The sequence below is a fragment of the Bradyrhizobium sp. Mp19 genome, from assembly GCF_029952935.1.
Classification (GTDB): Bacteria; Pseudomonadota; Alphaproteobacteria; order Rhizobiales; family Xanthobacteraceae; genus Bradyrhizobium; species Bradyrhizobium elkanii.
The window spans coordinates 1-21,812 of record NZ_JASAUT010000083.1 but is presented as its reverse complement, the minus strand read 5'-3'; the positions used below and the strand labels follow the sequence as shown (position 1 = coordinate 21,812).

Below are 21,812 nucleotides of genomic sequence, written 5' to 3'. Positions count from 1 at the left end.
CGCAGGGTCAGCCGCCCAGGCCGCAAAAGGCCCCGCCGAAGCGGGGCCCCTGACGTGGTCCGGTTCACCATTTCTGGCGGCCATACCAGTCGTTCACTTCCTTGGCGGCTTGATCCTTGGCATAGCCGTAGCGCTGCTGCAGACGGCCCTCGAGCTGCTCCTGCTTGCCGTCGATCACATCGAGATCGTCATCGGTGAGCTTGCCCCACTGCTCCTTGACCTTACCCTTGACCTGCTTCCAGTTGCCTTCGACACGATTCCAATCCATCGCGGTTCTCCCTTGAACGATGAGACCGACCAACGGGCCGGCCGAGGCTTCGTTCCGAAGCCGCGTTGCGGCAAGACTTCGCAATCAAGACTTCGCAATCCGACCAAGCTCCATCGTAGCGCGCTTGAATGCGCGACAGGCGACGAGGCGCTTTGCCACGCATCGATCAAGGATAGGAACTTGCCTTTCGCACTCGTGTTGGCACTCCGGACTATTCACCCAACTCACGGAGCGACCAATGCCGGACAAAGATCTCAGCGCCCTCTTCCTCGATACCCTCAAGGACATCTATTACGCGGAAAAGCAGATCCTGAAGGCGTTGCCGCGGATGGCCAAGGCCGCCGAGTCCGACGACCTGCGCGCGGCGTTCGAGAAGCATCATGACGAGACCGAAGGACAGATCGAGCGGCTCGAGCAGATCTTCGACCTGATGGGCAAGCCGGCGCGCGGCAAGAAGTGCGACGCCATCGAAGGGATCATCGACGAGGGCAAGGAGATCATGGAGGAGTATGCCGACACGCCGGCGCTCGACGCGGGCCTGCTCTCGGCAGCCCAGGCGGTCGAGCATTACGAGATCGCCCGCTACGGCACCTTGAAGGCATGGGCCAACCGCCTCAGCATGAAGGATGCGGTCAAGCTCATCGACCAGACCCTGGCCGAGGAAAAGAAGACGGATGAAGCGCTCACCAAGCTCGCCGTCAGCGGCATCAACGCCGAAGCCGCCTGACGAGACGCGCGATGAAGCGACGTCCGCTTTGTACACACGCTCGCATTTGCTGGTAGATTGGACGCCGATTCAGCATCTGGGAGCCCGATGGCCCGACGCACCGGCAGCGCCGATCTTCCGCTCCATGGCGGCCGCGTGCCGCCATGGCTGGCGGCGCGCATGGCGACGCTGGGCGCCATCATCACCCAGGCTATCGTCCACCATCACGGCCGCGATGCCTTTTTGCAGCGACTGTCGCATCCATTCTGGTTCCAGTCGTTCGGCGCCGTGATGGGCATGGACTGGCACTCGTCCGGCATCACCACCAGCGTCATCGGTGCGCTGAAGCGAGGTCTGGCGCCGCTGCAAGGCGAGCTCGGAATCCACGTCTGCGGCGGCCGCGGCAAGCATTCGCGTCGCACGCCGGATGAACTGTCCGCCCTTGGCGACCGCGTCGGATTCGACGGTGCCGCCCTGACCCGCGCGAGCCGGCTGGTGGCCAAGGTCGACAGCGCCGCGGTGCAGGACGGATTCGAGCTCTACCTGCATGGCTTCTTCGTCACCGACGACGGCAAGTGGACCGTCGTCCAGCAAGGCATGAACGGCGACAAGCGGCAGGCCCGCCGCTATCACTGGCACTCCGAAGGCCTGCGCAGCTTCGTCGACGAGCCGCACAGCGCGATCGACGGCCCGACGCAGGGCGAGATCGTCAATCTCACCGATCACCGCGCCGAAAGCTCACGCCAGGCGCAGCTCGATCTGCTCGCTGCGCTTGGGCCGGACGGCATCACGCGTGAATATGCCGAGCTGACGCAGAGCGCGACCGCGCAGCCGGACCTCCTGCACCTGATCATGCCCGCGCATCACGACGTGCGCTCGAGCGACGTGTTCGTCCGCCGCCTGCACGGCACCTTGGCCGCGGCTGCCGATCGCGGGCCGCTGGATTTTCCCGAGCTGCTGCTGACGCCCGGCGTCGGCGCCCGCACGGTGCAGTCGCTCGCGATGGTCGCCGAGGTCGTTCACGGGACGCCCTACCGCTTCCGCGATCCGGCACGCTTCTCGCTCGCCCATGGCGGCAAGGACCGTCACCCCTTCCCGGTGCCGATCAAGGTCTATGACGAGACCATCCGCGTGCTGAAGTCGGCCGTGCAGCAGGCAAAGCTCGGCCGCGACGAGGAGATGCAGGCCTTGAAGCGGCTCGACGATCAGGCCCGCAGGCTGGAACGAACTGCCACCGGCCCCTCCTTCGAAGCGTTTGTCGCGAACGAGCGGGCCCGTTCTCCTGCGCTCGACGGCCGCTCGGTGTTCGGCTGGGAAGCCGACCTTGCCGAGCGCAACGGGATCACCAAGCCTCAAAGCGAGGGCTGATCCACCGCTCGATCCATCGTCAGGTCCCTCGAGGTGACCACCGAGAGCGGCAAGTACCACCACGGCCTGCCGGCGCCTGCGCTTCGTTCCCGTTGGTCGCCTGCGTGCTGGCCGCGGTGACAAAGTTAGGAACGCCGTTCCGGGCCGCATCGTTAGGCCGTTGACGCAACCAGCCACATGGAGAGGCAAGCATGAAGGTTTGCGACGCGATGACACCGGACGTCCAGCTGTGCACCCCCGACGATACGCTGCGCGATGCCGCAGAAGCGATGGCAGCGCTCGGTGTCGGCCTGCTGCCGGTTGCCGATGGCGAGCGCCTGGTCGGCATGATCACGGACCGCGACATCGCGCTTCGCGGCATCGGAATGGGTCGCGGCCCCGACTCGCGGGTCGGCGACGTCATGACGGCCGAGGTGAAGTATTGTTTCGAGGATCAGGAGCTCGAGGACATCGCGCAGAACATGGGTGCGATCCAGGTTCGGCGCCTGCCGGTGCTGAGCCGGGACAAGCGCCTGGTCGGAATCATCGCGCTCGGGGATATCGCCCTGATCCAGGCCAGCGATGGCACCGGCATGGCGCTCAGCCAGATCTCACGCCCGACCACCCAGCACGCGCAACTCTAGACTTACACGGCTCCGCTTCGCGGCTCTGGCTCGCAAAGGCCCGGCTCGCGAAGCGGAGCGTCAGGTGTGCCAATGGCCGACTATGTACCGTGGATCGTGATTGCCGCCGGGGTCATCGCCCTGATCGTCACGGCGCTGCTCTGGCGCGCCCACTACGTCAGCTCCGATTGACCGAACGGCGAGCCCGCGCCGTCAGGCCGCCATCTTGCGGCAGGATTCCGCGCACGCGCGGCACATCGCCACGCATTCGTCCATGCCGCCGACGCGATCGCAATCCTCGGCGCATTCACCGCAGATCTCGGCGCATTCCCGGCAGGTGTGCTTGTGATGGGGGGTGTTGATCAGCATGAAATGGGCCGCCGTCCGGCACATCTCCGCACAGGCCATCATCAATCGGAAATGTGCCGGCTCGACATGCTTGCCGCCGGTGACGAGGCAATGGTTCATGGCCGTGGCGAGACAGGTCCTATAGCAGGACAGACAGGTCTCAACGCATCGGTTCATTTCCTCCGAGAATGCCATGTCGATACCTCACGCCGCGCTGCGCCTTGTGTGCCGCCCTTCCCGCAAGCCGTGGGTTGCGAGGATCACGCCTGCGCCAGCAGTTGGCGCAGGTAGCAGAGCCCGTCAAAGGTCAGCTTCGACTCGCGGACCTCGCCCTGTGCGATCTCGGCTTCGAGGAAGGTCTCGAGCTCGGGAAGCGCGCGGTCGAACCTGTCCGCGATGCCCATCAGCTCGCAGGTCTCCTTGATCCGCTCGATCGGTTTTTCCAGCACGTTGATCTGAACCATTTTGGCATAAGCCCGGGTCATGCCATTGGTTCCTATGCTCATTGCTGGATGCGTTGCTGCGGGGGTCGGCGCCGGTTACGACGCCTTGCCGACCGTGTCGGCCATGGTTGCGCCACGCGCTCCGAGCGGCTTGCGGCGGCCCTCGGTCGAATCGAGCATCGTCTGATGCTCGATCTCTGAATTCAGCTCTGCCCCGCACAGCACGATGATGGCGGACATCCACATCCACGTCATCAGGCCGATGGCCGCCCCCAGCGAGCCGTAGGTCGCGTTGTAATCGCCGAAGTTCGCCAGATACCAGGAGAGCAGCACCGAACCGGCCAGCCACAGCACGGCTGCCGCGACGGCGCCGACGCTGAGCCACTGCCAGCGCGGCCTGGTTCGGCTCGGGCCATAGCGGTAAAGCACCGCAAGCGCGGTGAGGAGCAGGAGCACCAGGATCGGCCACCGTCCGAGCCGGATGACGAGCTCGGCCGTCGTGCCCAGTCCAACCTGCTGCAGCAGCAGCGGGACGACGACCACCGCTCCGACCATCAGCATGATGGAAATCAGCCCGGCGATCGTGAACGCGAGGGACATCAGGTTGAGTTTGACGAAGCCGCGCTTTTCCTTCTCATCATAGACGACGTTGAGCGCATCGAAGATCGCCTTCATGCCGGCATGGGCGCTCCAGATCGCGATCAGCAGGCCGGCGGCAAAGGTCAGGCCAAGCGTCGAGGTCCCCTTCGCGAGCACGCGGGCGATCTGGTCCTGGACGATCGCAAACGAGCCTTCCGGCAGCATCAGCGCCAGGCTCTGCAGGTTGGATGAGATCGTGGACGGATCGGCGAACAGGCCGTAGCTCGAGACCAGCGCGGTGATGGCCGGGAAGATCGCCAGCAGTCCGTAGAACACGACGCCGGCCGCGGTGGCCAGCAGGCGGTCCTCGTCGATCTGCTGATAGGTGCGCAGCAGAATGTCCTTCCAGCCGGCGGCCGGAATCTCAAGCGGCGTGTCGGCGAGCCGTCCACGATCCCGGGTTTCGGCCAGCGCGGGTTCGACGCCCTGCTCCCGAGCGGACGACCGCTCCGATCGGGAGAGCTGGCGAGAGATCGCCAAGGTCGCCAGAGCCGTTGCACCGGCGAGCATCAGGTCGTTGGTCCAATTGCGTGGCGCCATCGCTAGTCCTGGATCGCGTCGCGCTGACGCCGGGCGCGCGATGCGGCGAACCAGCCGACAAGCATGATTGCAGCCCCGGCGGCCAGTGCCCGGGTGGTGGGATCTACGCTCCCCCCTGCTCCCGTCCGGGTGGTGGCGATCAGCTGCGCCGCGACGGGCACTGCGATCGTGCGCTTGAGCATGTCGGCCTGTCGGCCCGGGCGCGGCACGGCCGGCGCAGGACGCGCGAGCAGCACACGGCCCACGACCAACCCCAGGATCCCGAGAAGGAGAAAGACGCCCCCGGTCGCGGCATATGCGATCCAGATGCCGTAATGCACTTCAAGGGCGTGGAAAGCCGCGGCGACCCCGATCCCGATCGTAACCAGGAGCGCGACCGCGCCGACCAGCATGACGCCGCATGCCAGCGCGTAGCCGGTCACGAGGCGCCCCAGCCATTGCCGCAAGTCCGCAAGGTAGGAGCGGAAGATCAGGCTCAGCGAAGACGGCCGGGTGTTGACGCGCATGTCGAGGTCCGTAGCAAGTTGGCACCCGACAACCCGGCAGGAAGATCGACGTTCCTCCCCCGGCAACGCGACAGCTCGCGCCTCGCGGGGCAGCGCGGGCCGAGCGCTAACTAACCGGAGGGAGATTTGCGCGTGGTGGCATGGAGCTCGGGAATGGCTTGGCGACCATGAGCGTCGCGCGTTCGTCGGTTTCGAGCGCGATTTTCTGGGCAAGCATGACGTCGCCCGCCACCAGTGAGCCGACGGGCCGGAAGCACCAGCCCAGCACGATGCGGTCGCCGCCGTCCATCTCGTAGACGTTGGTCGAGGTGCCGTAGCAAATCCGATATCGCTTGCCGGACTCCGAGCCGATGACGTCGAAGCGATTATGTTTTTCGAATTGCGCCCGCTGTTCGGGTGACAGCCACGCGGACAGCAGCGCAAGTCCGCGCGCCTCAATTCGCTCATACGCTTTCCAGCGATCCCAGATCGCGGCCAGCGTCGCACGCAGCGTGCTGGCGGCTCCTCGGAGCGCGGATCGCAGGGGCATCTCGCGCAGACGGGCGAGCATGGCGTCAGCCGCCGACCAGCCTCGGATAGAACAGGGTTTCCTCGGCGGTCGGATCAAGCGCACGGACCAACTTCGCCTCTCCGGTCGCCTGCCGAATTGCGGCAGTGTAGCCGTCCGATGTGAGCTGGGCGAAGCGGGCATTCGCCCAGGCCAGTTGCTCGCTGTTGTCGGGATCGAATTGCTGCCTCGTGTCGCCGGAGTGGTCCATCACCAAGATCGTTGCCATCATCGTCTCCCTTGAAGGACATTCACAACTGCATCAGACAATCGGCACGGCCGTCGTCGGCCTGCCGCCCATCCACTCCGGCAACGCGGCGCCGTCGCGGTGACGGCCGCCCGCGCCGGCCGCGGCCCACGCGGCGACCGCACCGAACAGCAGCGCCGCCGCAACCGAGAACGCCAGAATCACCGCGCTGCGCCGCGACCGCTGGATCGCGGTCCTGGCATCGCCCATCACGCTGTCGACGCGCTTCTCCGCCTCCGCCGCGGCCAGACCAGTCGCGGCCGCGACCTGCTGGATCAGGTAGCTGCGATCGTCGGCGCTGACGCCGCTGCGGCCGGAGCTCGTCAGCAGGATGCGGCCCGCCTCCGCCCGCTCATAGCCGATATCGATATTGGCCGGACGCCGCAGCGACCGGTACAGGCGGTCGAGCTCGGCGCTCAGCAACGGCTCCGCGGCCGTCGCAGATGGCCGGTTCTGGAGCACCGGGCGCGCGGCTGACAGGCCAACCAGCGCGACGATTGTAGCACCGAGGATGACGGCGAGCGCCCAGGCGGTCAGTCCGTGAAGTCCGTCGCGGCTGTCGATCTCGTCGGATGGGGTCACGCCAATCACGCGCTGCGCCCGGCCGGCGATGTAGCCGCCGACGCCGAAGCTCACCACCGCCTGAAGAATCAAATACAGCCCCGACAGCAACGCGAGCGCAGCCGATGCGTCGCGCCATGACGGCGAGCTTGAACTCACGCCCAATCCGACCGCCGCGCCGAAGCCGATCAAAATTACCGACAGCGCCGCGGCAGCCAGCGCGCCGGCGATGACCGGGCTCCATTGCAGCCGAAGCCCGGTCCTGTTGGCGGCGGACACGGCAAGCCCTCGCTCGTTATCCATGATGCGCCTACCGCAGCCCGAAGAACGACAATATCGCCAAAATGACCACGATCAGTCCGACCAGATAAATCAACTGGTTCATGCAAACCTCCTCCGTCCACCTCGTCCCGTCCTGACAATTTGGTGGATCAGCCAAGGTTCCTACGTGGACGAACCGGCGCGATGCGGTACGGCCAATGAAAAGGGCCTCGCCGAAGCGAGGCCCTCATTGGTCGTCGCGAGCTGGTTATCGCAACGTGCGACCAGCACCGTTAGTCGTCCCAGTCATGACCACGGATCACGAAGCCGCGGTCGCGGTAGTAGTCGCGATGATGGTTGTACCAGCCGTGGTGCCAGCCCCGGTCATGCCGGTAAACGTCGACGCGCGGACCACCATAATATCGATTGCCGTAATAGCCGTGGTCGCTGCCGACATAGATGCCCACACCCTGCGCGCTCGCAACGGTCGGTGCCGCTATCGAGAGTGCCGCAACCGCGGCAAGAGCGTACGTAAGCTTCGTCATGGCATCCTCCTTTCCAGTACGCCGTGACAACGACTGGCGTCCGTGCATGTTGCAGGAACAGGATCGGAACTTTCCTGAACGTTCCTTCACCATTATGGCGGCTGGTCGTGACCGGCGGACGATCTCGAGGAGCCATCGATGCGCACTGCTCGGTCGCTGCGGCTCACTCCCATTTGTTCGACACAAGTGACCCCAGCTCAGGAGTGAGAGCTGGGGTCGTAGCGGGGTTCTCCTGGTTGCGCTGACGGCCGGTGGCGCGTCAACTCGCGAGAACCTGCGCTTCGCAACGGGTTCCGGCACTAACGTCTGCAAATGTGCGACGCACAATCATGCCGCTGCGATTGCCCGATCAGACTGCTTAGCCCCACATGCTCGGGGCGGTGCGCAACGCGGCCTGGCCTGCGATGCGCAGCTCATCGATTGACGAGCGTCCCTCGCGAACGGCCTGCAGCAATCCGGAGGCGACGTTGGTCCGCTTCGTCGTATCGGAGCGCGGCACCTCTCCGCAGACCTCGTCGAGCACTGCGCGAAGCACTGCCGCCGTCTCTCCATCGAGCATGATTGCCTCCCTGCCCTCGTGGATTGAACCGCATCGTAGCGCGAGACGGCGCGAGAGGGTTTCAAGTATGTTATCAGCCGTATCCAAATCTTGCGCGGCCAACCGTCGCCCTGTCTTCGTCGTGACAAATCACTGTCATGTTCAGATCGTCAGTGCGCTGGGTAAAACGTCGATGTCGCCGCGCCCGCTTTAGCCCTGCTGCGACATTTCAAGGATCGCAGGCGAACGCCTGCGACGCTTCTCGCGCCCCCCGCACCGGCCGCGTCTCAGCCGCGCCGCTTGGTGTGCAGATAGTCGGCCGAAAACAGCGCCGTGTCCTTGAGCTGCTTCAGGTCGTTGATCGTCAGTATGCGGTCGCGCAGCACGATCAGGCCGGCGCCGCGCAGCTCCTGCAGCGTCCTGTTGACATGGACCACGGACAGCCCGGTAGCATCGGCGAGATCCATCTGCGTGATCGGAAACAGGCAGGAATCGCCGTCGATCATTCCAACCGGCAGCAGGCGCTCATAGAGTTCGCACAACAGATGCGCGACCCGCTCCAGCGCCACCCGCCGCCCGATATTGACCGTCCATTCCCGCTGGATCGCGCTGTTCACCATGGTTTCGCACCACAGCGCTTCCTCGAGCGAACGGTCGCTCGCCAGCAGCTGCTCGAAGGCCGGGCGCTTGATGTCGGCATAGGTGACCGGGGTCAGAGCGCCGATCGAATGATCCATCACCGACAGCAGATAAACGCAGGCGTCGCAGCTGTCGCCCGGCAGAACAAAATTGACGATCTGGCGACGACCGTCGGCCAGCGTCTTGTAGCGGCAGAGCCAGCCCGACAGGATGATCCTGACGCTGTCGACCGGATCGCCCTCGGTGGCGAGGTCTTCGCCCGGGCGGGCGCGGTGCAGCCCGTCCTGGATCGCCTGTTGCAGCAACGCGATTCCCCGCTCGGACAATTGCCGCATGGCGTTGAGCCGCCGGATCACCGGCTGCGCCAAATTCCCCTCGAGCACCGGGGGATGCATCTAGCTCCCCATGCTCGGCGTATGGATCGCTTGCGGGCTCATCGGTATGGCGATCGTACAGTGAAGTCCCGACGGATTGAACTCAAGCGTGCTCTTGCCCTTGAATTCAAACTCCAGCGTTCGCTCCAGGAGATCGGATCCAAATCCCCTGCGGCGCGGCGGCGCCACTTCAGGCCCGCTGCGTTCGCGCCAGTTGAACACCAGTTGCCGTGGCTTGGCCGCATCATCGATGCGCCATGAAACGTCGATGCGCCCGGCGCGTTGGCTCAGCGCGCCATATTTCAAGGCGTTGGTTGCGAGCTCGTGGAGTGCCAGCGCGAAGGTCTCCGCGGCCTTGGGTTGCAGGCGAATCCCGGGACCGGACACTCTCAGTTGCTCGCCCTCCCGCGCGTTGTAAGCCAGCAGTTCCTCGACCACGAGATATTCGAGATCGACGCCGCCTTCCGGATCGCGGGTCACCAGCGACTGGGTCCGCGCGAAGGCGTTGAGCCGGCCGTCGAGATGCGATGCATAGTCCTCGACGTTCGCGCTGGTCTCGGCCGAGCGGCGCGCGATCGAGCGGACCACGCCAAGCGTGTTGCGCACGCGATGCTGCAGCTCGCCAAGCAGCAGCCGCTGCCGCTCCTCGGCCCGCGTGATCGCGGTGACGTCGATGAAGGTGATTACGACGCCGGCGATGAAATTGTCGATGCTGCGGTACGGCAGGATGCGCACGATATAGCGCGTGCCGCTGTCGGGCGCGGTCAGCTCGCGCTCGGCGCTGGCCAGCGTCCGCAGCACGCGCCGCACATCGTCGTAGAGCTCCTCGATCGGAATCCGCGCCTTGATATGCGCGATCGGGCGGCCGACATCGGTCTCGACCAGATGCAGCAAATGCGTGATCGCGGGCGTGAAGTTCATCACCTTCAGATCGTTGTCGAGGAACACCGTCGCGATCTGGGTGCTCTCGAGGAAATTCTTCAGGTCGCTGGTGGCGCGGGTCAATTCCTGCACGCGGTGCGCCAGCTCGCCATTGACGGTGGTCAGCTCCTCATTGACCGACTGCAATTCCTCGCGCGAGGTCTCCAGCTCCTCGTTGGCGGATTGCAGTTCCTCATTCAGCGATTGATATTCCTCGTTGGAGGATTTCAGCTCCTCATTGGTGCTTTCCAGCTCCTCGATCGTGGCTTGCAACCGCTCGCGGGTGGCGCGCAGCTCGCCTTCCAGCCGCTCGACATGCTCGGTCCTGACCAGAATGTTGGGAATGTTCTCGGCCTGCTCCACGGGACGGATCGGGCCATCCTTGAACAGGATGACGAAGTTGCGATGGCCGGCGGGACCGTCCTGGATTGGCTCGACCGTGATGTCGACCAGCATGCGATGCCCGTTGACGCCGAGTTGCAACTGCTCGGCATGCGCCGCTTCATTGGTTTCCGCGGCACGGCTGAGCACCGTGCGCAGTTCAAGCCTGAGGTCGCGATGCACGAGCTGCAGCAAATCGAGCGTCGCCGTGCCTGCGGTCGGCTCGATATAGCGGCCGGTGCGGCCGGAGAAATGCAGGATGTGAAAGTGGTCGTCGGTGATCACATAGGCCGGCGCATAGCGCTCGGCAATGCGCTGGGCGCGGCGCTCGAGGCCGACATCCGGGCCGACGGAACGTACCGGCGGGATGTCGACGGAGGCCCGCCCCGTGACCGTCGTGATGGGGAATTCCGGCGGCAGCCGTGTCCCGGTCTCGAGCTTCTTGAAGATGCGCGCGCGGCGGTCGACCGGCGCGAACAGCTTCGGATGCCGGGTGACGTTCTCGGAATTGCCGAGAAACAGGAACCGGTCCGGCAGCAGCGCAAAATGGAACAGCGGGATGACGCGGTTCTGCAGCTCGCCATTGAGATAGATCAGCAGGTTGCGGCACGACACCAGATCGAGCTTGGAGAACGGCGCGTCCTTGATGACGTTGTGCTGCGAGAAGATGCACATCTCGCGCAATTCCTTGACCACGCAATAGGTGTCGCCTTCGCGCACGAACCAGCGCGCCAGCCGCTCCGGCGTCATATCGTTCTCGATACTGGTCCGATAACGCCCAACCCGCGCGGCGGCGAGCGCGCGGCCATCGATATCGGTCGCGAAGATCTGCACCTGCGGCACCGAGTCGAGACCGGCCATATGCTCGCGCAGCAGGATGCCGATCGAATAGGCCTCTTCGCCGGTCGCGCAGCCAAGCACCCAGACGCGCACCTGCCTGCCGGCGCCCTTCCCTTCGAATATCTTCGGGATGATCTGGGTTTCCAGGACTTCGAACTCCTTCTTGTCGCGGAAGAATTCCGTGACGCCGATCAGGAGGTCGTTGAACAGATGTTGCGCCTCGTCCTTGTCGTTTCTCAGGAAATCGACATAGGCGGAGATATCGTCGATCTGCACCACCTGCATGCGGCGCTGGACGCGGCGCAGGAACGTGTTCTGCTTGTAGCCGTGGAAGTCGTTGCCGGTCTTGTTGCGAAGAATATCCGCGATTCGCGCGAGCGAGCTGGCCGCCGCCGCCAGCACTTCGTCGAAGCCCTGCTTCTCCTCGAGCCGGCGCAAATGGCGGGAATAGACATCGATATGCTCCGGAATGTCCTCCGGCGGCAGCACGAAATCGGCGATCGCCGCGGCCGAACTGCCTTCGTCGTGGGGGTTGGACTGACCGTCGCCAATGCGTTCGGCGATCGCAAGACCGCCATGATCCTTCAAGGTCCCGACCCCGAGCGTACCGTCGCCACCCGTGCCGGCCAGCACCACGCCGATCGATTCCTCGGCGCGCTCCTCCGCCAGCGACACCAGGAAGCTGTCGATGGTGGCCCGCTCCGCGCGCGCCTGCTCGGCGCGCCGGACGGCGAAACGGTCGCCATGAACGGTGGTGATCATGTCGGACGGACACAGATGGATCACGCCGCCCGCGACGAGCTGTCCGTCGCTGATCTCGGACAGTCGGGCGCCTTCCGATCGCTGCAACGCTCCGCGCAACCGGGTGTCCTCGATGGCATCCCGGTACTGCAACACGAGCACGACGGCCTGGTCGGGATTGAGCCTCAGTTTCGAGAAGAACCGCTCGATGCTATCGAGGGCTGCGGCGGACGCGCCCACACCGATGATCAGCGGCGCCTTGGACTGGCGCCCTTCGCCTCCGCTCTGGGGTTGGCCAACGTCATCCATGATTGCAGCGGCTCTCACATTCCCGCGGGCGTCTCGCCTGCGTCTGCTGATAGCAGAGTTTAGTCCTATCCCAACGGGATAAGTAGGAAATCTCCACCTTCCTAAGAACCTTGATGAGGGCGCCGTTGGCCTCTGCGGCGGGAACGGTCGCCGTGGTCGCCGACGGCTCGGCGAAAATGACCTCCGGCGTCAGCGGCTTCCGCGGCAGGCCAGCCACATGCTCGAACGCCGGCCGTGCTTTTCCCGAGCGCTAATGGGATGCGACCTGCTCCTCCAGGTATGCGACCCGCTGCACAATCAGGGTCCGGTGTCGTTCCCACTCGATCAAGGTCCGCTTGAGCAGACTGACGAGATGTTCGGCCTGCTCAGTATCGTGACCAGCCCGCTGGAGCCAATCCAGCAAATCCTGCTGGTTGCGGACGCGCCGCCAGCCCTCCTCGATGTCGATGTCAGCCTTGACCAGCAGCGCGCGCTCGGACCGCAACTGTTCGGCCCAGTTCGCATGCTCAGCGCTGGCCATCACGGCTCCTTCCGCGCCGGTCGCTTCGGATCGAGCGATTGTAGCACGACACGCCGGATCATATCGGCATATTCGCGGTATTCAGCGGCGCGCGCCTCATACATTTGTGCGATCGCCGGCCGCCCGCTCTGGCGGCCGTCCTCGGCCATCCGATGCACCAGTTCGGCGCGCTCCTCGATGATGCGCAGCGCGACCCGAAGCGCTTCGTCGACCCGGCCTTCCTGCTCCTTGGCGAGGGCATCGGCGGTATAGGCATGGCCGACCTGACAGCGAAATCGCAGCGGATGCCCGACCTTCAGCTCGGACAGGACGCCGCCGCACCCTGGACAGGTCAGCGGCGCGGGATCGGCGATATCGACCAGCGTATCGCTGCCGATGCGCTCGCCTGCCGCGATCTTCACCTCCAGCACGATCTCGGGCGGGATCGGCAGCACCGCGCCGGCCCGTTCCCGGGCGAGATCGGACAGCACATCGCCAAGCTGTGCGCCCGAGATACAGAGATCGACCGTGGTCGCTTCCAATGCCCTGAGCGGCATTTCGTCGGACATCGCATCCTGCGGGTCCTGAACCAGCGCAACCCCGCCGCAGCGCTTGATCGCGTTCAGGCCTGCCGCGCCATCGGACAGCAGGCCGCTGAGCACGACGCCGATCACCCGCGGTCCATAGTGCAGTGCGGCCGAGCGAAACAGCGCGTCGATCGCCGGCCGTACCAGATTTTCGCGTGGCCCGCGGCCGAGCATCAGGTGGCCGTCCTGGATCAGGAGATGGCGGTCCGGTGCCGCCAGATAGACGTGACCATTTTCGATGACCATGCCGCTTTCCGCCTGCCGGACCGGCAGCTTGCCGGCGGCCTTCGCGACCGTCGAGAGGATGCCGATCCCGTGGGCCGGTATGTGCAAGACGATGAAGACCGCGGCCGGTAGATCGGCCGGCAGCCGGCCCAGAATCTCCTTCAACGGTGCAGTCGCCCCGGCCGAACCGCCGATGACGATGATGTCCCGATTGGACATGGAACCTGCCTTTTCCAACATTTCCAACATTGTTTGCAACAAGGCGCGCATTCGTCCTATGTTCCAATTTTGCGAAGACATCACGCCGGGCGCGGCCGGAATTGACATGTCCGAATTTGCACATTTGCGCGAACCCCCACTCTTGACAGGACGGCGCGTCCTGATCGTCGAAGACGAATATTTCCTTGCCGACGACATGCGCAGCGCGCTGCGCGCGCTTGGTGCGGATATCGCCGGGCCGGCCGGTGACATCGACGATGCGCTTCGCATCCTGCACGACGGCGGCGTGATCGATGGTGCGGTGCTCGATGTGAACATCCGCAAGCAGATGATCTATCCGGTCGCGCGCGAGCTCCAGGCGCGCGGCGTGCCGATCGTGTTCACCTCGGGATACGACAAGATCGTACTCGGCACCGAGTTCGCGGACGTCCCGTTGTGGGAGAAGCCGTTCGATCAGCGCGCCATGGCGCACGGGCTCGCCGGCATGATCCTGCGCGGTGATCCCATGAAGCAGATTGATCCGCAGGTCTGACCGCCTGTCTCATCGCGCTGCTGGACACCAATAATCCAGCCGGGCATTTGCAAATGTTAGTGCGGAGGTTTGCAGAGAGCCCCACGATGCTCCAGTCACGATATCGGACGGGGTGCGTAATGACCGAGATCGAAAGGCGTATCGAGCTGCTGGAGCAGACGGCCGCAGAACGCGCGCTGATCGCCGACCTCTCAACCGTCATGGAAACGCGCATCCGTAACGCCCAATTGGCAGACGAGGCGCGGCTCGTCGTCGCGCAGCTCAGGACGTTGAGATCGGGTGACATTCATATTGCCTGATTGTCTTGCTTGATTGTCTTGGCCCGCGATCTCCGGCAAACCGGCGGCTTGACGCATCCTCCCGGCGCATCGGCCTCGGGAAGGACAGCGATGCTGCAGGATTCAACAGGTCAGATCGCGGAATGCCGGCAACTGGCCGATGAAGCCGACCGTCTGGCTGCGACATCCAGCGTCGAGACGACGCGCAAGGATTGCGAGTTGCTGGCGCGATCCTGGCGACGATTGGCACTGAGCTACGAATTATCCATGCATCTCGAACGCTTCATCAAAGCCCGCTAGTCGACCTACCGACCGATCGGAATATTGCCCCGACCCTATCAGCAAAAACCTTACTTGCTGTTGTCGCGGTGAGCTTTGATCTCCATGCGCGCGCTCGCGGAATTACGCACCGATTGCCGCAGCTCGGCGAGCTGCTCGTCCCGCTGATCCGCGAGCGATTTCTTTTGTGCGCGCAAAGTGTGACTTTCTTCGATGGCAAGCTGAGCGCGGGCGAACAGGGGATCGATCATCGACGAACCATGTCACTGGATCGCAGCGTCCGCCCTGTCATGGGATAAGTCGGGGCAGGTTTGCCCAGCCGTGACAAACGCAGCAGCTCATCAGACTTCGCAAATTGTTCGAGCGCGCGTTCGTCGCTGGCATCGATCCGCCGCTTCATGGCCTGATGCCTGGCGAGCAGGTGCCAGTAGTCACCATCCCGCGCGGCTGCGCCTCCGCAAGATGCGAACGCTTATCGCGAGTCAGGATTTCAGGTTCCCGTACTGGCTTTCCGCTTGCGGGAAGGGTTCCTGCGTCTTGCGGCCCAGAAATGTGCTGGCGGGGTTTTCGGCGAGGAGTTTGCGTGCCTGGCCGACGACCCGGATCGTCCGCTCGGCATCGTCGAGATCGTGGGAATTGGAAAGGCGATAGATGTACCGCTCGTTGGGCATGGTCGTGCTCCCCGGTTATGCAGGCGGGAGCACCATCGGTCTCTCAGCCACCGACGCCTACGGGCAGAGCCTCGGCCGGTGATGAGGAGACAATAAACCTCGGCGAGGAAAGTTGCCAACAAAAGTGCCAGTGCCGGGAACCTCAGCGCAATACGTGCGGTGTCGTCCCTGCCTAGTGCGCAATTGCGCACGGGAGCAGGGACCCATGGCCGCCGACGTCAGTTGGCTTGCTGCGCTGGAGCCACAGCCCGTTTCAACAACGCAGCCCTGTGGTTATGGGTCCCTGCTTTCGCAGGGACGACGTGTGGAAAGAGCAGCGAGCTCTCACGGGGGGCCGGCACCCATAACCACCGCTGCGCATCCCGGCGCGCGCATCGATCTGCGTTCAGCTCGCCAGCTATTCAGCGGATCTCATCTGCTTGCACAGTATCCCGAGAGCCTCCGCACACCCGCGCGTCTTGGTCACCACGGGGAGATGCGCATACTTCTCGGGCAACGTGCTGGCGTCGTAGCCGGTGTAGAGGGTGACCGGAGTTCCCATCGCAAGCAGGGTATCGATCAACTTGTAGGACGCGGTTCCATTGACGTTGATGTCGATCAGCGCGCCACAGGCGCCGGACGCATGCGGGCGGGCCTCGTCGATCGAAGCGAACGGACCGGCGACGTGATAGCCGGCCTGCCGTGCCAGCGTGGCACAGTCATCGGCAATGAAATACTCGTCTTCCACGATCAAGATCGTACGCATAGCAGCACCTCTGCCAGTTGCGCGGATGATCGAGGCGTTAACGTTTTCCCGCCGGTCGGGTTTCCCGGGCGCGTCGTTGTGTGCGCCGTTAGGACAGTGGCCATGGCCTATTTAATGAGCAGGGAAATTCGACGCCAAGGCGGGGGTAACCCTGGCTTTAGAGGAGCGCGCCGTCAGCTACCGGCCACCAGCAACCCGAGGTACAGCCAGAGTACAATTGTCACCGTCATCGTTGCGGCGAAAAAGTAGCGGTCGATGAGATTCATCAACTGCACCCTTCGGCTGAATAAGGCGGATATCGAATCGCGGTCGAAACATCAGTCAGCGGCCGCTTGTCATCTCTCCGCCCGGTTCCGGCATTTACATATGAGAGATCGGTGAGTTCGCAGGAATTCGTAAAATCCAAACAGAGGCGCGTGCCGGCAAACGATCGGCGCGCGCTGGGCGATGATCGTGCTGCGCAGTCCAAAGGGCTGGGCCGGTCCGATACGCCGTTCGTTCGGCCGCAGCGAGGAAAGCAGCCCGCACCAGAGCGCGGCGGCGAAAGTAACTTGGAGCTCCGAGAGGACGACGATGGCGATTCACATAGGCAAATGCGGACGCCGGTGATGGGCGCATGGTACCCGCTGTCTGCTCGGTCTCGACAACGGTGCAGGCGGATGACCCCAACGTCGGCTCCCAGGCCCTGAAAGGTGCTGGGGTCGTCTCCGCACCGCAAAGGCCCTGACGCACCGGCCCGGCGTCAGGGCCTTCGCCTTTTCGAAGCCTGGAAGCCTCCTGAACGACACGTATCAGCGCCCCTTGAAGCGCGGCTTCCGCCGTCCGAGGAAGGCCGCGACGCCTTCCTTGTGATCCGCGGTCAGGCTGGCCAGCGCGAACTGGTCGAGGTCCATGTGGCTGGCGAGATCGTCGAGCGCATGTGCCAGCCGGTTGACCGTCAGCTTGGTCATCGCGACCGAGATCGGCGGCTGGGCGGCGACCTTGGCCGCGAGCGCCATCGCGGCTTCATATGACCTTCCAGGATCGGTGACCTGCTCCACCAGGCCCCATTCGTAGGCCTCCTCGGCCGAGATCCGGTCGTCGGCCAGGATCACCGCCTGCTTGGTGCGCGCCGGTCCCATCAGATGCAGCATGCGCGGCACGCTCTGCCAGCTCATGTTCATGCCGAGCGCGATTTCCGGCACCCGCATATGCGCGTCGCGCGCCATGACGCGGAAATCCAGCGCGACCGCGAGTGCCACGCCGCCGCCGACGCAAAACCCCTCGATCGCGCCGATCGTGACCTGCTCCATGTCCTGCCAGGCGCGCGTCAGCCGCGGCCCGAGCTTCAGGTGCCGGCGCAGCGCGCCCATGTCCATGGTCTGGCGAGAACGCCCTTCGGCATCCTTGAGGTCGAAGCCGGCGCTGAACGATTTGGCGCCGCCGGTCAGCACCACCACCGAGGTCTCGCCGTCGTCCTCGAAACTGCGCGCCGCGTCGGTCAGCTGCCGCAGCGCATCCGGCGACAGCGCGTTGATACCGTCGCCGCGGTCGAACCGCACCACCGCGATCCGTCCCTCCGGTCCGAGCCCCTTCTCGATCGTCACATCATCAACCACGCATACCTCCCCGCTCGCATTCTTGTGTACTGCCTGCCTCGACATAGCATGACGGTTTCGCCTATTCTGTGGGCATGAGCGAACATGATCATCACCACCACGATCACGACCATTCCGAACTGTCGGAGACCGAACTGCGCGTCCGCGCGCTGGAATCGATCCTGACCGAGAAGGGCTATGTCGAGGCTGCCGCGCTCGACGCCATCGTACAGGCCTATGAGACCAAGATCGGCCCGCATAACGGCGCCCGCGTCGTCGCCAAGGCCTGGACCGATCCCGCCTTCAAGAAGGCGCTGCTCGAGGACGCCAGCAAGGCGGTCGGCACCCTCGGCCATGTCAGCCGGGTCGGCGACCATCTGGTCGCGATCGAGAACACGCCTGGCCGCCACAACATGGTCGTCTGCACATTGTGCTCCTGTTATCCCTGGGAAATGCTGGGGCTGCCGCCGGTCTGGTACAAGGCCTCGCCGTATCGCTCGCGCGCGGTCAAGGATCCGCGCGGCGTGCTCGCCGATTTCGGCGTCAGCCTGCCGAAGGAGACGGAGATCCGGGTCTGGGATTCGACCGCGGAGACGCGTTTTCTGGTGCTGCCGATGCGGCCCGAAGGCACCGAGGGCTGGAGCGAAGACCAGCTCGCCGAGCTGGTGACGCGCGATTCCATGATCGGCACCGGCTTTCCCAAAAAGCCGGGAGCGCCGTCATGAACGGCGTCCATGACATGGGCGGCATGGACGGGTTCGGCAAGGTCGACCCCGAGCCGAACGAGCCGATGTTCCATGAGGAATGGGAATCCCGGGTGCTCGCCATGGTCCGCGCGATGGGCGCGGCCGGCGCCTTCAACATCGACGCCTCGCGCTTCTATCGCGAGACCTTGCCCCCGCAGGTCTATCTGTCGAGCTCCTACTACAGGAAATGGCTGCTCGGGCTGGAAGCCCTGCTGCTCGACAAGGGCTATATCTCCAGGGACGACGTTACTGCCGGACATGCCGTCGCGCCGGCGAAAGCGCTCAAGCACGGCAAGTTCTCGGTGGCCGACATCGAGCGCATCATGGTGCGCGGCAAGTTCGGCCGCGCCGCGCCGGGGCCTGCGAAATTCAAGGCCGGCGATCGGGTGCGGGCGAAGAACATCCATCCCGCCACGCACACGCGGCTGCCGCGCTACGTGCGCGGTCACGTCGGGGTGGTCGAGCGCGATCATGGCTGTCATGTGTTTCCCGACACGGTCGCAAACGACGCCGGCGAACATCCGCAGTGGCTGTACACCGTCGTGTTCGACGGACGCGAGCTGTGGGGACCGGACTCCGATCCGACCATCAAGGTCTCGATCGACGCGTTCGAGCCGTATCTCGAGGCCGTCTGATGGATGCCGGTGCCGCCGCGCGCGCCACCAGCGCCGTCTCGAGCATTCCCCGCGACCAGGACGGCCCGGTATTCCGCGCCCCCTGGGAAGCGCAGGCGTTCGCCATGGCGTTGAGCCTGCATGACCGCGGCGTGTTCACCTGGACCGAATGGGCTGCCGCGCTCGCCGACCAGATCAAGCGCGCGCAGGCGGCCGGCGATCCCGACACCGGCGAGACCTATTACCAGCATTGGCTGGCAACCCTCGAACACCTCGTGGCCGCCAAGGGCGTCACGACGCATGAGACACTGCACCGCTACCGCGACGCCTGGGACCACGCCGCCGACCGCACCCCGCACGGCCAGCCGATCGTGCTGACGCCGGGGGATTTCGCGTAGCGGCGCGTTCCGCCGTAGCACCAGATCGCGCCGCATTCACAGCTGTCGTCCCTGCGAAAGCAGGGACCCATACTCCGCGGCGAATATTGTGTGAACGCGACTCGTCGTTCCACCATCGCTCAACAAAGACCATTTGTGGTTATGGGTCCCGGCCTTCGCCGGGACGACGATGAGGATGGGTTTGCGATTCGAGCCGCATCTGCACTATTTCTGGATAATAGAAGAGTACCGCTGAGTTGCCCGACGTGTCAAGTTGCGGTGTCGAACGGCAGCCGCCGACTCCTTTGCATGGGGTTGTTTTCGATATTTTGGCAGTGCGCCTCTGCGGACGGCTATCAGCCCACTGTTACGGGCCACCCTGAGCAACATATTCCCGCCAGCCCTTGGCCCGCAGGCTGCAGGCCGGGCATTCGCCGCAGCCATAGCCCCAATCGTGCTGCGCGCCACGTTCGCCGAGATAGCAGGTGTGCGAGTGTTCGCGGATCAGGTCGACCAGCCCTGCTCCGCCGAGCTCGTGCGCGAGCCGCCAGGTCGCGGCCTTGTCGAGCCACATCAGCGGCGTGTGCAGCTCGAAATCCCTGGCCATGCCGAGGTTGAGCGCGGACTGCAATGCCTTGATGGTCTCGTCGCGGCAATCCGGGTAGCCGGAATAGTCGGTCTCGCACATGCCGCCGATGATGTGGCGGATGCCGCGCCGATAGGCCAGCGCCCCCGCGAAGGTGAGGAACACGAGGTTGCGGCCGGGCACGAAGGTGTTCGGCAAGCCGTCCGCGCCCATTTCGATCGCGACGTCGCGGGTCAGCGCGGTGTCGGAAATCTCCGACAGCGTCGGGATATCAAGCGTGTGGCTGTCGCCGAGTTTCGCGGACCATTCCGGTCGGACCCGCTTGATCCCGGCCAGCAGTTGGTCCCGGCAATCGAGCTCGATCGCGTGGCGCTGGCCGTAGGTGAAGCCGAGCATCTCGACGCGGGCAAAGCGCGACAAGGCCCAGGCAAGGCACGTGGTGGAATCCTGGCCGCCGGAAAACAGCACCAGCGCGGTGTCGGAAGCGTTCTGATCGGTCATGGAACGCGATTTAGCACCTGACGGCGCCGTGGCCAATCCGTGGACAGTGCCGTGTTTCCGGCGTGTTTTGCTGGGATCGACAGGGCCGATTTGGCATAACGGCCATACCTCTCATACAGCGGTGCCCCATGACCCCTTCCCGCGACATTTCCCGCCTGATCGAGATCATGGCTGCGCTGCGCACGCCGGTGACCGGCTGCCCTTGGGACCTCGTTCAGAATTTTCAGACCATCGCGCCCTACACGATCGAGGAGGCCTATGAGGTTGCGGATGCGATCACGCGCGGCGATCTCGACGATTTGCGCGAGGAGCTCGGCGACCTGCTGTTGCAGGTGGTCTATCACGCCAGGATGGCCGAGGAGCAGAACGCGTTTGCGTTTGGCGATGTGGTCGAGGCGATCACCAGGAAGATGATCCGCCGTCACCCGCACGTCTTCGCCGACAAGGACGGCAACATCCAGCCGGCCGGCGTCAAGAGCGCCTGGGAACGGATCAAGGCCGAGGAGAAGGCCGAGCGCGCCGCGCGGCGGCCGCCCGAAGACACCGCGCACAAATCGCTGCTGGCGAGCGTGAAGGCGGGCCTGCCTGCCCTGACGCGCGCGGTGGAGTTGCAGCGCAAGGCGTCCACCGTCGGCTTCGACTGGAACGACCCGCGCGCGGTGCTCGCCAAGATCCGCGAGGAGGCCGACGAGATCGAAGCCGCGCTCGACCGCAACGACAAGGCCGAGATCGCGGAAGAGACCGGCGACCTGATGTTCGCGCTGGTCAACCTCGCCCGCCACGTCGACGCCGATCCGGAAGCGGCGCTGCGTGCGACCAACGCCAAGTTCGAGCGGCGGTTTGCCTATATCGAGAAGGCGCTGGCGGCGAAGGGGCGTTCGCTCGATGATGCATCGCTGGAGGAGATGGATGCATTGTGGAACGAAGCGAAGACCGCTGTCGTCCCTGCGAAAGCAGGGACCCATACCGCGTGATCTAAAGCGGGATGGGTTTAGGTTGAATCGATTTGGGATTCCCAAATCAGTGTGTTTCTGATTCACCATGCTGGCTGG

General features: G+C 64.6%; 29 protein-coding genes. 10 read left to right on the top strand and 19 right to left on the bottom strand.

Annotation, left to right across the window (positions count from 1 at the left end; all coding sequences use genetic code 11):
* Nucleotides 1-64: 64 nt before the first annotated feature.
* Nucleotides 65-268, bottom strand: coding sequence for a CsbD family protein (locus QJT82_RS41695; RefSeq protein WP_028344049.1), 204 nt, complete (start codon nucleotides 266-268; stop codon nucleotides 65-67).
* Nucleotides 269-506: 238 nt separating this feature from the next.
* Here QJT82_RS41695 and QJT82_RS41690 point away from each other — a divergent pair, with 238 nt between their 5' ends.
* From QJT82_RS41690 to QJT82_RS41680, 3 genes are all read left to right on the top strand, one after another.
* A complete protein-coding gene (locus QJT82_RS41690) occupies nucleotides 507-995 on the top strand; it encodes a ferritin-like domain-containing protein (protein WP_028344048.1) in 489 nt (162 codons plus the stop codon).
* An 87-nt stretch (nucleotides 996-1,082) separates the two neighbouring features.
* Complete coding sequence (locus tag QJT82_RS41685) at nucleotides 1,083-2,342, top strand: DUF763 domain-containing protein (protein ID WP_028344047.1); 1,260 nt, start codon at nucleotides 1,083-1,085, stop codon at nucleotides 2,340-2,342.
* A 191-nt stretch (nucleotides 2,343-2,533) separates the two neighbouring features.
* Entirely contained in the window at nucleotides 2,534-2,965 is a 432-nt protein-coding gene (locus QJT82_RS41680) for a CBS domain-containing protein (RefSeq protein ID WP_016845942.1), read from the top strand.
* Nucleotides 2,966-3,157: 192 nt separating this feature from the next.
* Here QJT82_RS41680 and QJT82_RS41675 read toward each other — a convergent pair whose 3' ends face one another.
* From QJT82_RS41675 to QJT82_RS41615, 13 genes are all read right to left on the bottom strand, one after another.
* The gene (locus QJT82_RS41675) at nucleotides 3,158-3,487 is read right to left on the bottom strand and encodes a four-helix bundle copper-binding protein (protein ID WP_028344046.1); all 330 of its coding nucleotides are present in this window, start codon (nucleotides 3,485-3,487) and stop codon (nucleotides 3,158-3,160) included.
* A gap of 65 nt (nucleotides 3,488-3,552) precedes the next feature.
* Nucleotides 3,553-3,777 (bottom strand): hypothetical protein, encoded by a 225-nt coding sequence (locus QJT82_RS41670; protein ID WP_028344045.1) that lies wholly within the window; start codon nucleotides 3,775-3,777, stop codon nucleotides 3,553-3,555.
* Nucleotides 3,778-3,831: 54 nt separating this feature from the next.
* Nucleotides 3,832-4,914 (bottom strand): YihY/virulence factor BrkB family protein, encoded by a 1,083-nt coding sequence (locus QJT82_RS41665; RefSeq protein WP_028344044.1) that lies wholly within the window; start codon nucleotides 4,912-4,914, stop codon nucleotides 3,832-3,834.
* 2 nt (nucleotides 4,915-4,916) lie between these two features.
* Nucleotides 4,917-5,420: a hypothetical protein gene (locus tag QJT82_RS41660; protein ID WP_028344043.1), complete on the bottom strand. Its 504-nt coding sequence runs from the start codon at nucleotides 5,418-5,420 to the stop codon at nucleotides 4,917-4,919.
* A gap of 106 nt (nucleotides 5,421-5,526) precedes the next feature.
* Nucleotides 5,527-5,970 carry a hypothetical protein gene (locus tag QJT82_RS41655; protein ID WP_338132202.1) on the bottom strand — a complete coding sequence of 148 codons (444 nt, stop codon included), beginning with the start codon at nucleotides 5,968-5,970 and terminating at the stop codon, nucleotides 5,527-5,529.
* Between the two features lie 4 nt (nucleotides 5,971-5,974).
* Nucleotides 5,975-6,196 (bottom strand): hypothetical protein, encoded by a 222-nt coding sequence (locus QJT82_RS41650; RefSeq protein ID WP_028344042.1) that lies wholly within the window; start codon nucleotides 6,194-6,196, stop codon nucleotides 5,975-5,977.
* Nucleotides 6,197-6,229: 33 nt separating this feature from the next.
* Nucleotides 6,230-7,078, bottom strand: a complete 849-nt coding sequence (locus QJT82_RS41645) for a hypothetical protein (RefSeq protein WP_028344041.1) — start codon at nucleotides 7,076-7,078, stop codon at nucleotides 6,230-6,232.
* A 251-nt stretch (nucleotides 7,079-7,329) separates the two neighbouring features.
* The gene (locus tag QJT82_RS41640; RefSeq protein ID WP_155258749.1) at nucleotides 7,330-7,581 is read right to left on the bottom strand and encodes a hypothetical protein; all 252 of its coding nucleotides are present in this window, start codon (nucleotides 7,579-7,581) and stop codon (nucleotides 7,330-7,332) included.
* A gap of 358 nt (nucleotides 7,582-7,939) precedes the next feature.
* Nucleotides 7,940-8,140: a hypothetical protein gene (locus QJT82_RS41635; RefSeq protein ID WP_028344040.1), complete on the bottom strand. Its 201-nt coding sequence runs from the start codon at nucleotides 8,138-8,140 to the stop codon at nucleotides 7,940-7,942.
* Between the two features lie 266 nt (nucleotides 8,141-8,406).
* The gene (locus tag QJT82_RS41630) at nucleotides 8,407-9,153 is read right to left on the bottom strand and encodes a Crp/Fnr family transcriptional regulator (protein WP_259243388.1); all 747 of its coding nucleotides are present in this window, start codon (nucleotides 9,151-9,153) and stop codon (nucleotides 8,407-8,409) included.
* Nucleotides 9,154-12,324: a CheR family methyltransferase gene (locus QJT82_RS41625; RefSeq protein WP_028344038.1), complete on the bottom strand. Its 3,171-nt coding sequence runs from the start codon at nucleotides 12,322-12,324 to the stop codon at nucleotides 9,154-9,156. It abuts the gene before it with no gap.
* A 250-nt stretch (nucleotides 12,325-12,574) separates the two neighbouring features.
* Nucleotides 12,575-12,844: a hypothetical protein gene (locus tag QJT82_RS41620; protein WP_028344037.1), complete on the bottom strand. Its 270-nt coding sequence runs from the start codon at nucleotides 12,842-12,844 to the stop codon at nucleotides 12,575-12,577.
* Nucleotides 12,844-13,854, bottom strand: a complete 1,011-nt coding sequence (locus QJT82_RS41615; protein WP_028344036.1) for a chemotaxis protein CheB — start codon at nucleotides 13,852-13,854, stop codon at nucleotides 12,844-12,846. The genes QJT82_RS41620 and QJT82_RS41615 overlap by 1 nt, the downstream gene beginning before the upstream one ends.
* A gap of 106 nt (nucleotides 13,855-13,960) precedes the next feature.
* Here QJT82_RS41615 and QJT82_RS41610 point away from each other — a divergent pair, with 106 nt between their 5' ends.
* From QJT82_RS41610 to QJT82_RS41600, 3 genes are all read left to right on the top strand, one after another.
* Entirely contained in the window at nucleotides 13,961-14,386 is a 426-nt protein-coding gene (locus tag QJT82_RS41610) for a response regulator (RefSeq protein ID WP_051448125.1), read from the top strand.
* Nucleotides 14,387-14,505: 119 nt separating this feature from the next.
* Complete coding sequence (locus QJT82_RS41605) at nucleotides 14,506-14,685, top strand: hypothetical protein (protein WP_245288890.1); 180 nt, start codon at nucleotides 14,506-14,508, stop codon at nucleotides 14,683-14,685.
* Nucleotides 14,686-14,775: 90 nt separating this feature from the next.
* Nucleotides 14,776-14,964, top strand: a complete 189-nt coding sequence (locus QJT82_RS41600; protein ID WP_155258748.1) for a hypothetical protein — start codon at nucleotides 14,776-14,778, stop codon at nucleotides 14,962-14,964.
* A gap of 50 nt (nucleotides 14,965-15,014) precedes the next feature.
* Here QJT82_RS41600 and QJT82_RS41595 read toward each other — a convergent pair whose 3' ends face one another.
* The 4 genes from QJT82_RS41595 to QJT82_RS41580 form a co-directional block, all read right to left on the bottom strand.
* On the bottom strand, nucleotides 15,015-15,194 hold the full coding sequence (locus QJT82_RS41595) for a hypothetical protein (protein ID WP_028344032.1): 180 nt from the start codon (nucleotides 15,192-15,194) through the stop codon (nucleotides 15,015-15,017).
* Between the two features lie 231 nt (nucleotides 15,195-15,425).
* Entirely contained in the window at nucleotides 15,426-15,614 is a 189-nt protein-coding gene (locus QJT82_RS41590; protein WP_028344031.1) for a hypothetical protein, read from the bottom strand.
* A gap of 397 nt (nucleotides 15,615-16,011) precedes the next feature.
* Nucleotides 16,012-16,359 carry a response regulator gene (locus QJT82_RS41585; RefSeq protein WP_028344030.1) on the bottom strand — a complete coding sequence of 116 codons (348 nt, stop codon included), beginning with the start codon at nucleotides 16,357-16,359 and terminating at the stop codon, nucleotides 16,012-16,014.
* A 791-nt stretch (nucleotides 16,360-17,150) separates the two neighbouring features.
* Entirely contained in the window at nucleotides 17,151-17,957 is an 807-nt protein-coding gene (locus QJT82_RS41580) for an enoyl-CoA hydratase/isomerase family protein (RefSeq protein ID WP_028344029.1), read from the bottom strand.
* Between the two features lie 74 nt (nucleotides 17,958-18,031).
* Here QJT82_RS41580 and nthA point away from each other — a divergent pair, with 74 nt between their 5' ends.
* Genes nthA through QJT82_RS41565 form a run of 3 tightly spaced genes read left to right on the top strand, consistent with a single transcriptional unit; the run spans nucleotide 18,032 to nucleotide 19,694 of the window.
* Nucleotides 18,032-18,661, top strand: coding sequence for a nitrile hydratase subunit alpha (nthA, locus tag QJT82_RS41575; protein WP_028344028.1), 630 nt, complete (start codon nucleotides 18,032-18,034; stop codon nucleotides 18,659-18,661).
* Entirely contained in the window at nucleotides 18,658-19,317 is a 660-nt protein-coding gene (nthB, locus tag QJT82_RS41570; RefSeq protein WP_028344027.1) for a nitrile hydratase subunit beta, read from the top strand. The genes nthA and nthB overlap by 4 nt, the downstream gene beginning before the upstream one ends.
* Complete coding sequence (locus tag QJT82_RS41565) at nucleotides 19,317-19,694, top strand: nitrile hydratase accessory protein (RefSeq protein ID WP_028344026.1); 378 nt, start codon at nucleotides 19,317-19,319, stop codon at nucleotides 19,692-19,694. Before nthB ends, QJT82_RS41565 begins: the two co-directional genes overlap by 1 nt.
* Nucleotides 19,695-20,040: 346 nt before the next feature.
* Here QJT82_RS41565 and queC read toward each other — a convergent pair whose 3' ends face one another.
* Nucleotides 20,041-20,760, bottom strand: a complete 720-nt coding sequence (gene queC / locus QJT82_RS41560; protein WP_028344025.1) for a 7-cyano-7-deazaguanine synthase QueC — start codon at nucleotides 20,758-20,760, stop codon at nucleotides 20,041-20,043.
* 128 nt (nucleotides 20,761-20,888) lie between these two features.
* Here queC and mazG point away from each other — a divergent pair, with 128 nt between their 5' ends.
* The gene (mazG, locus tag QJT82_RS41555) at nucleotides 20,889-21,734 is read left to right on the top strand and encodes a nucleoside triphosphate pyrophosphohydrolase (protein WP_028344024.1); all 846 of its coding nucleotides are present in this window, start codon (nucleotides 20,889-20,891) and stop codon (nucleotides 21,732-21,734) included.
* Nucleotides 21,735-21,812 lie beyond the last annotated feature (78 nt).

Coding starts and splice junctions, on each gene's coding strand:
- QJT82_RS41685 (WP_028344047.1), top strand. CDS start 1,083: ATGGCCCGACGCACCGGCAGCGCCGATCTTCCGCTCCATGGCGGCCGC.
- QJT82_RS41565 (WP_028344026.1), top strand. CDS start 19,317: ATGGATGCCGGTGCCGCCGCGCGCGCCACCAGCGCCGTCTCGAGCATT.
- QJT82_RS41680 (WP_016845942.1), top strand. CDS start 2,534: ATGAAGGTTTGCGACGCGATGACACCGGACGTCCAGCTGTGCACCCCC.
- QJT82_RS41595 (WP_028344032.1), bottom strand. CDS start 15,194: ATGATCGATCCCCTGTTCGCCCGCGCTCAGCTTGCCATCGAAGAAAGT.
- QJT82_RS41610 (WP_051448125.1), top strand. CDS start 13,961: ATGTCCGAATTTGCACATTTGCGCGAACCCCCACTCTTGACAGGACGG.
- QJT82_RS41620 (WP_028344037.1), bottom strand. CDS start 12,844: ATGGCCAGCGCTGAGCATGCGAACTGGGCCGAACAGTTGCGGTCCGAG.
- nthB (WP_028344027.1), top strand. CDS start 18,658: ATGAACGGCGTCCATGACATGGGCGGCATGGACGGGTTCGGCAAGGTC.
- QJT82_RS41670 (WP_028344045.1), bottom strand. CDS start 3,777: ATGACCCGGGCTTATGCCAAAATGGTTCAGATCAACGTGCTGGAAAAA.
- QJT82_RS41645 (WP_028344041.1), bottom strand. CDS start 7,078: ATGGATAACGAGCGAGGGCTTGCCGTGTCCGCCGCCAACAGGACCGGG.
- QJT82_RS41660 (WP_028344043.1), bottom strand. CDS start 5,420: ATGCGCGTCAACACCCGGCCGTCTTCGCTGAGCCTGATCTTCCGCTCC.
- QJT82_RS41635 (WP_028344040.1), bottom strand. CDS start 8,140: ATGCTCGATGGAGAGACGGCGGCAGTGCTTCGCGCAGTGCTCGACGAG.
- QJT82_RS41600 (WP_155258748.1), top strand. CDS start 14,776: ATGCTGCAGGATTCAACAGGTCAGATCGCGGAATGCCGGCAACTGGCC.
- QJT82_RS41590 (WP_028344031.1), bottom strand. CDS start 15,614: ATGCCCAACGAGCGGTACATCTATCGCCTTTCCAATTCCCACGATCTC.
- QJT82_RS41585 (WP_028344030.1), bottom strand. CDS start 16,359: ATGCGTACGATCTTGATCGTGGAAGACGAGTATTTCATTGCCGATGAC.
- QJT82_RS41625 (WP_028344038.1), bottom strand. CDS start 12,324: ATGGATGACGTTGGCCAACCCCAGAGCGGAGGCGAAGGGCGCCAGTCC.
- QJT82_RS41615 (WP_028344036.1), bottom strand. CDS start 13,854: ATGTCCAATCGGGACATCATCGTCATCGGCGGTTCGGCCGGGGCGACT.
- QJT82_RS41650 (WP_028344042.1), bottom strand. CDS start 6,196: ATGGCAACGATCTTGGTGATGGACCACTCCGGCGACACGAGGCAGCAA.
- nthA (WP_028344028.1), top strand. CDS start 18,032: ATGAGCGAACATGATCATCACCACCACGATCACGACCATTCCGAACTG.
- QJT82_RS41630 (WP_259243388.1), bottom strand. CDS start 9,153: ATGCATCCCCCGGTGCTCGAGGGGAATTTGGCGCAGCCGGTGATCCGG.
- QJT82_RS41655 (WP_338132202.1), bottom strand. CDS start 5,970: ATGCTCGCCCGTCTGCGCGAGATGCCCCTGCGATCCGCGCTCCGAGGA.
- QJT82_RS41605 (WP_245288890.1), top strand. CDS start 14,506: ATGACCGAGATCGAAAGGCGTATCGAGCTGCTGGAGCAGACGGCCGCA.
- mazG (WP_028344024.1), top strand. CDS start 20,889: ATGACCCCTTCCCGCGACATTTCCCGCCTGATCGAGATCATGGCTGCG.
- QJT82_RS41665 (WP_028344044.1), bottom strand. CDS start 4,914: ATGGCGCCACGCAATTGGACCAACGACCTGATGCTCGCCGGTGCAACG.
- queC (WP_028344025.1), bottom strand. CDS start 20,760: ATGACCGATCAGAACGCTTCCGACACCGCGCTGGTGCTGTTTTCCGGC.
- QJT82_RS41675 (WP_028344046.1), bottom strand. CDS start 3,487: ATGGCATTCTCGGAGGAAATGAACCGATGCGTTGAGACCTGTCTGTCC.
- QJT82_RS41690 (WP_028344048.1), top strand. CDS start 507: ATGCCGGACAAAGATCTCAGCGCCCTCTTCCTCGATACCCTCAAGGAC.
- QJT82_RS41640 (WP_155258749.1), bottom strand. CDS start 7,581: ATGACGAAGCTTACGTACGCTCTTGCCGCGGTTGCGGCACTCTCGATA.
- QJT82_RS41695 (WP_028344049.1), bottom strand. CDS start 268: ATGGATTGGAATCGTGTCGAAGGCAACTGGAAGCAGGTCAAGGGTAAG.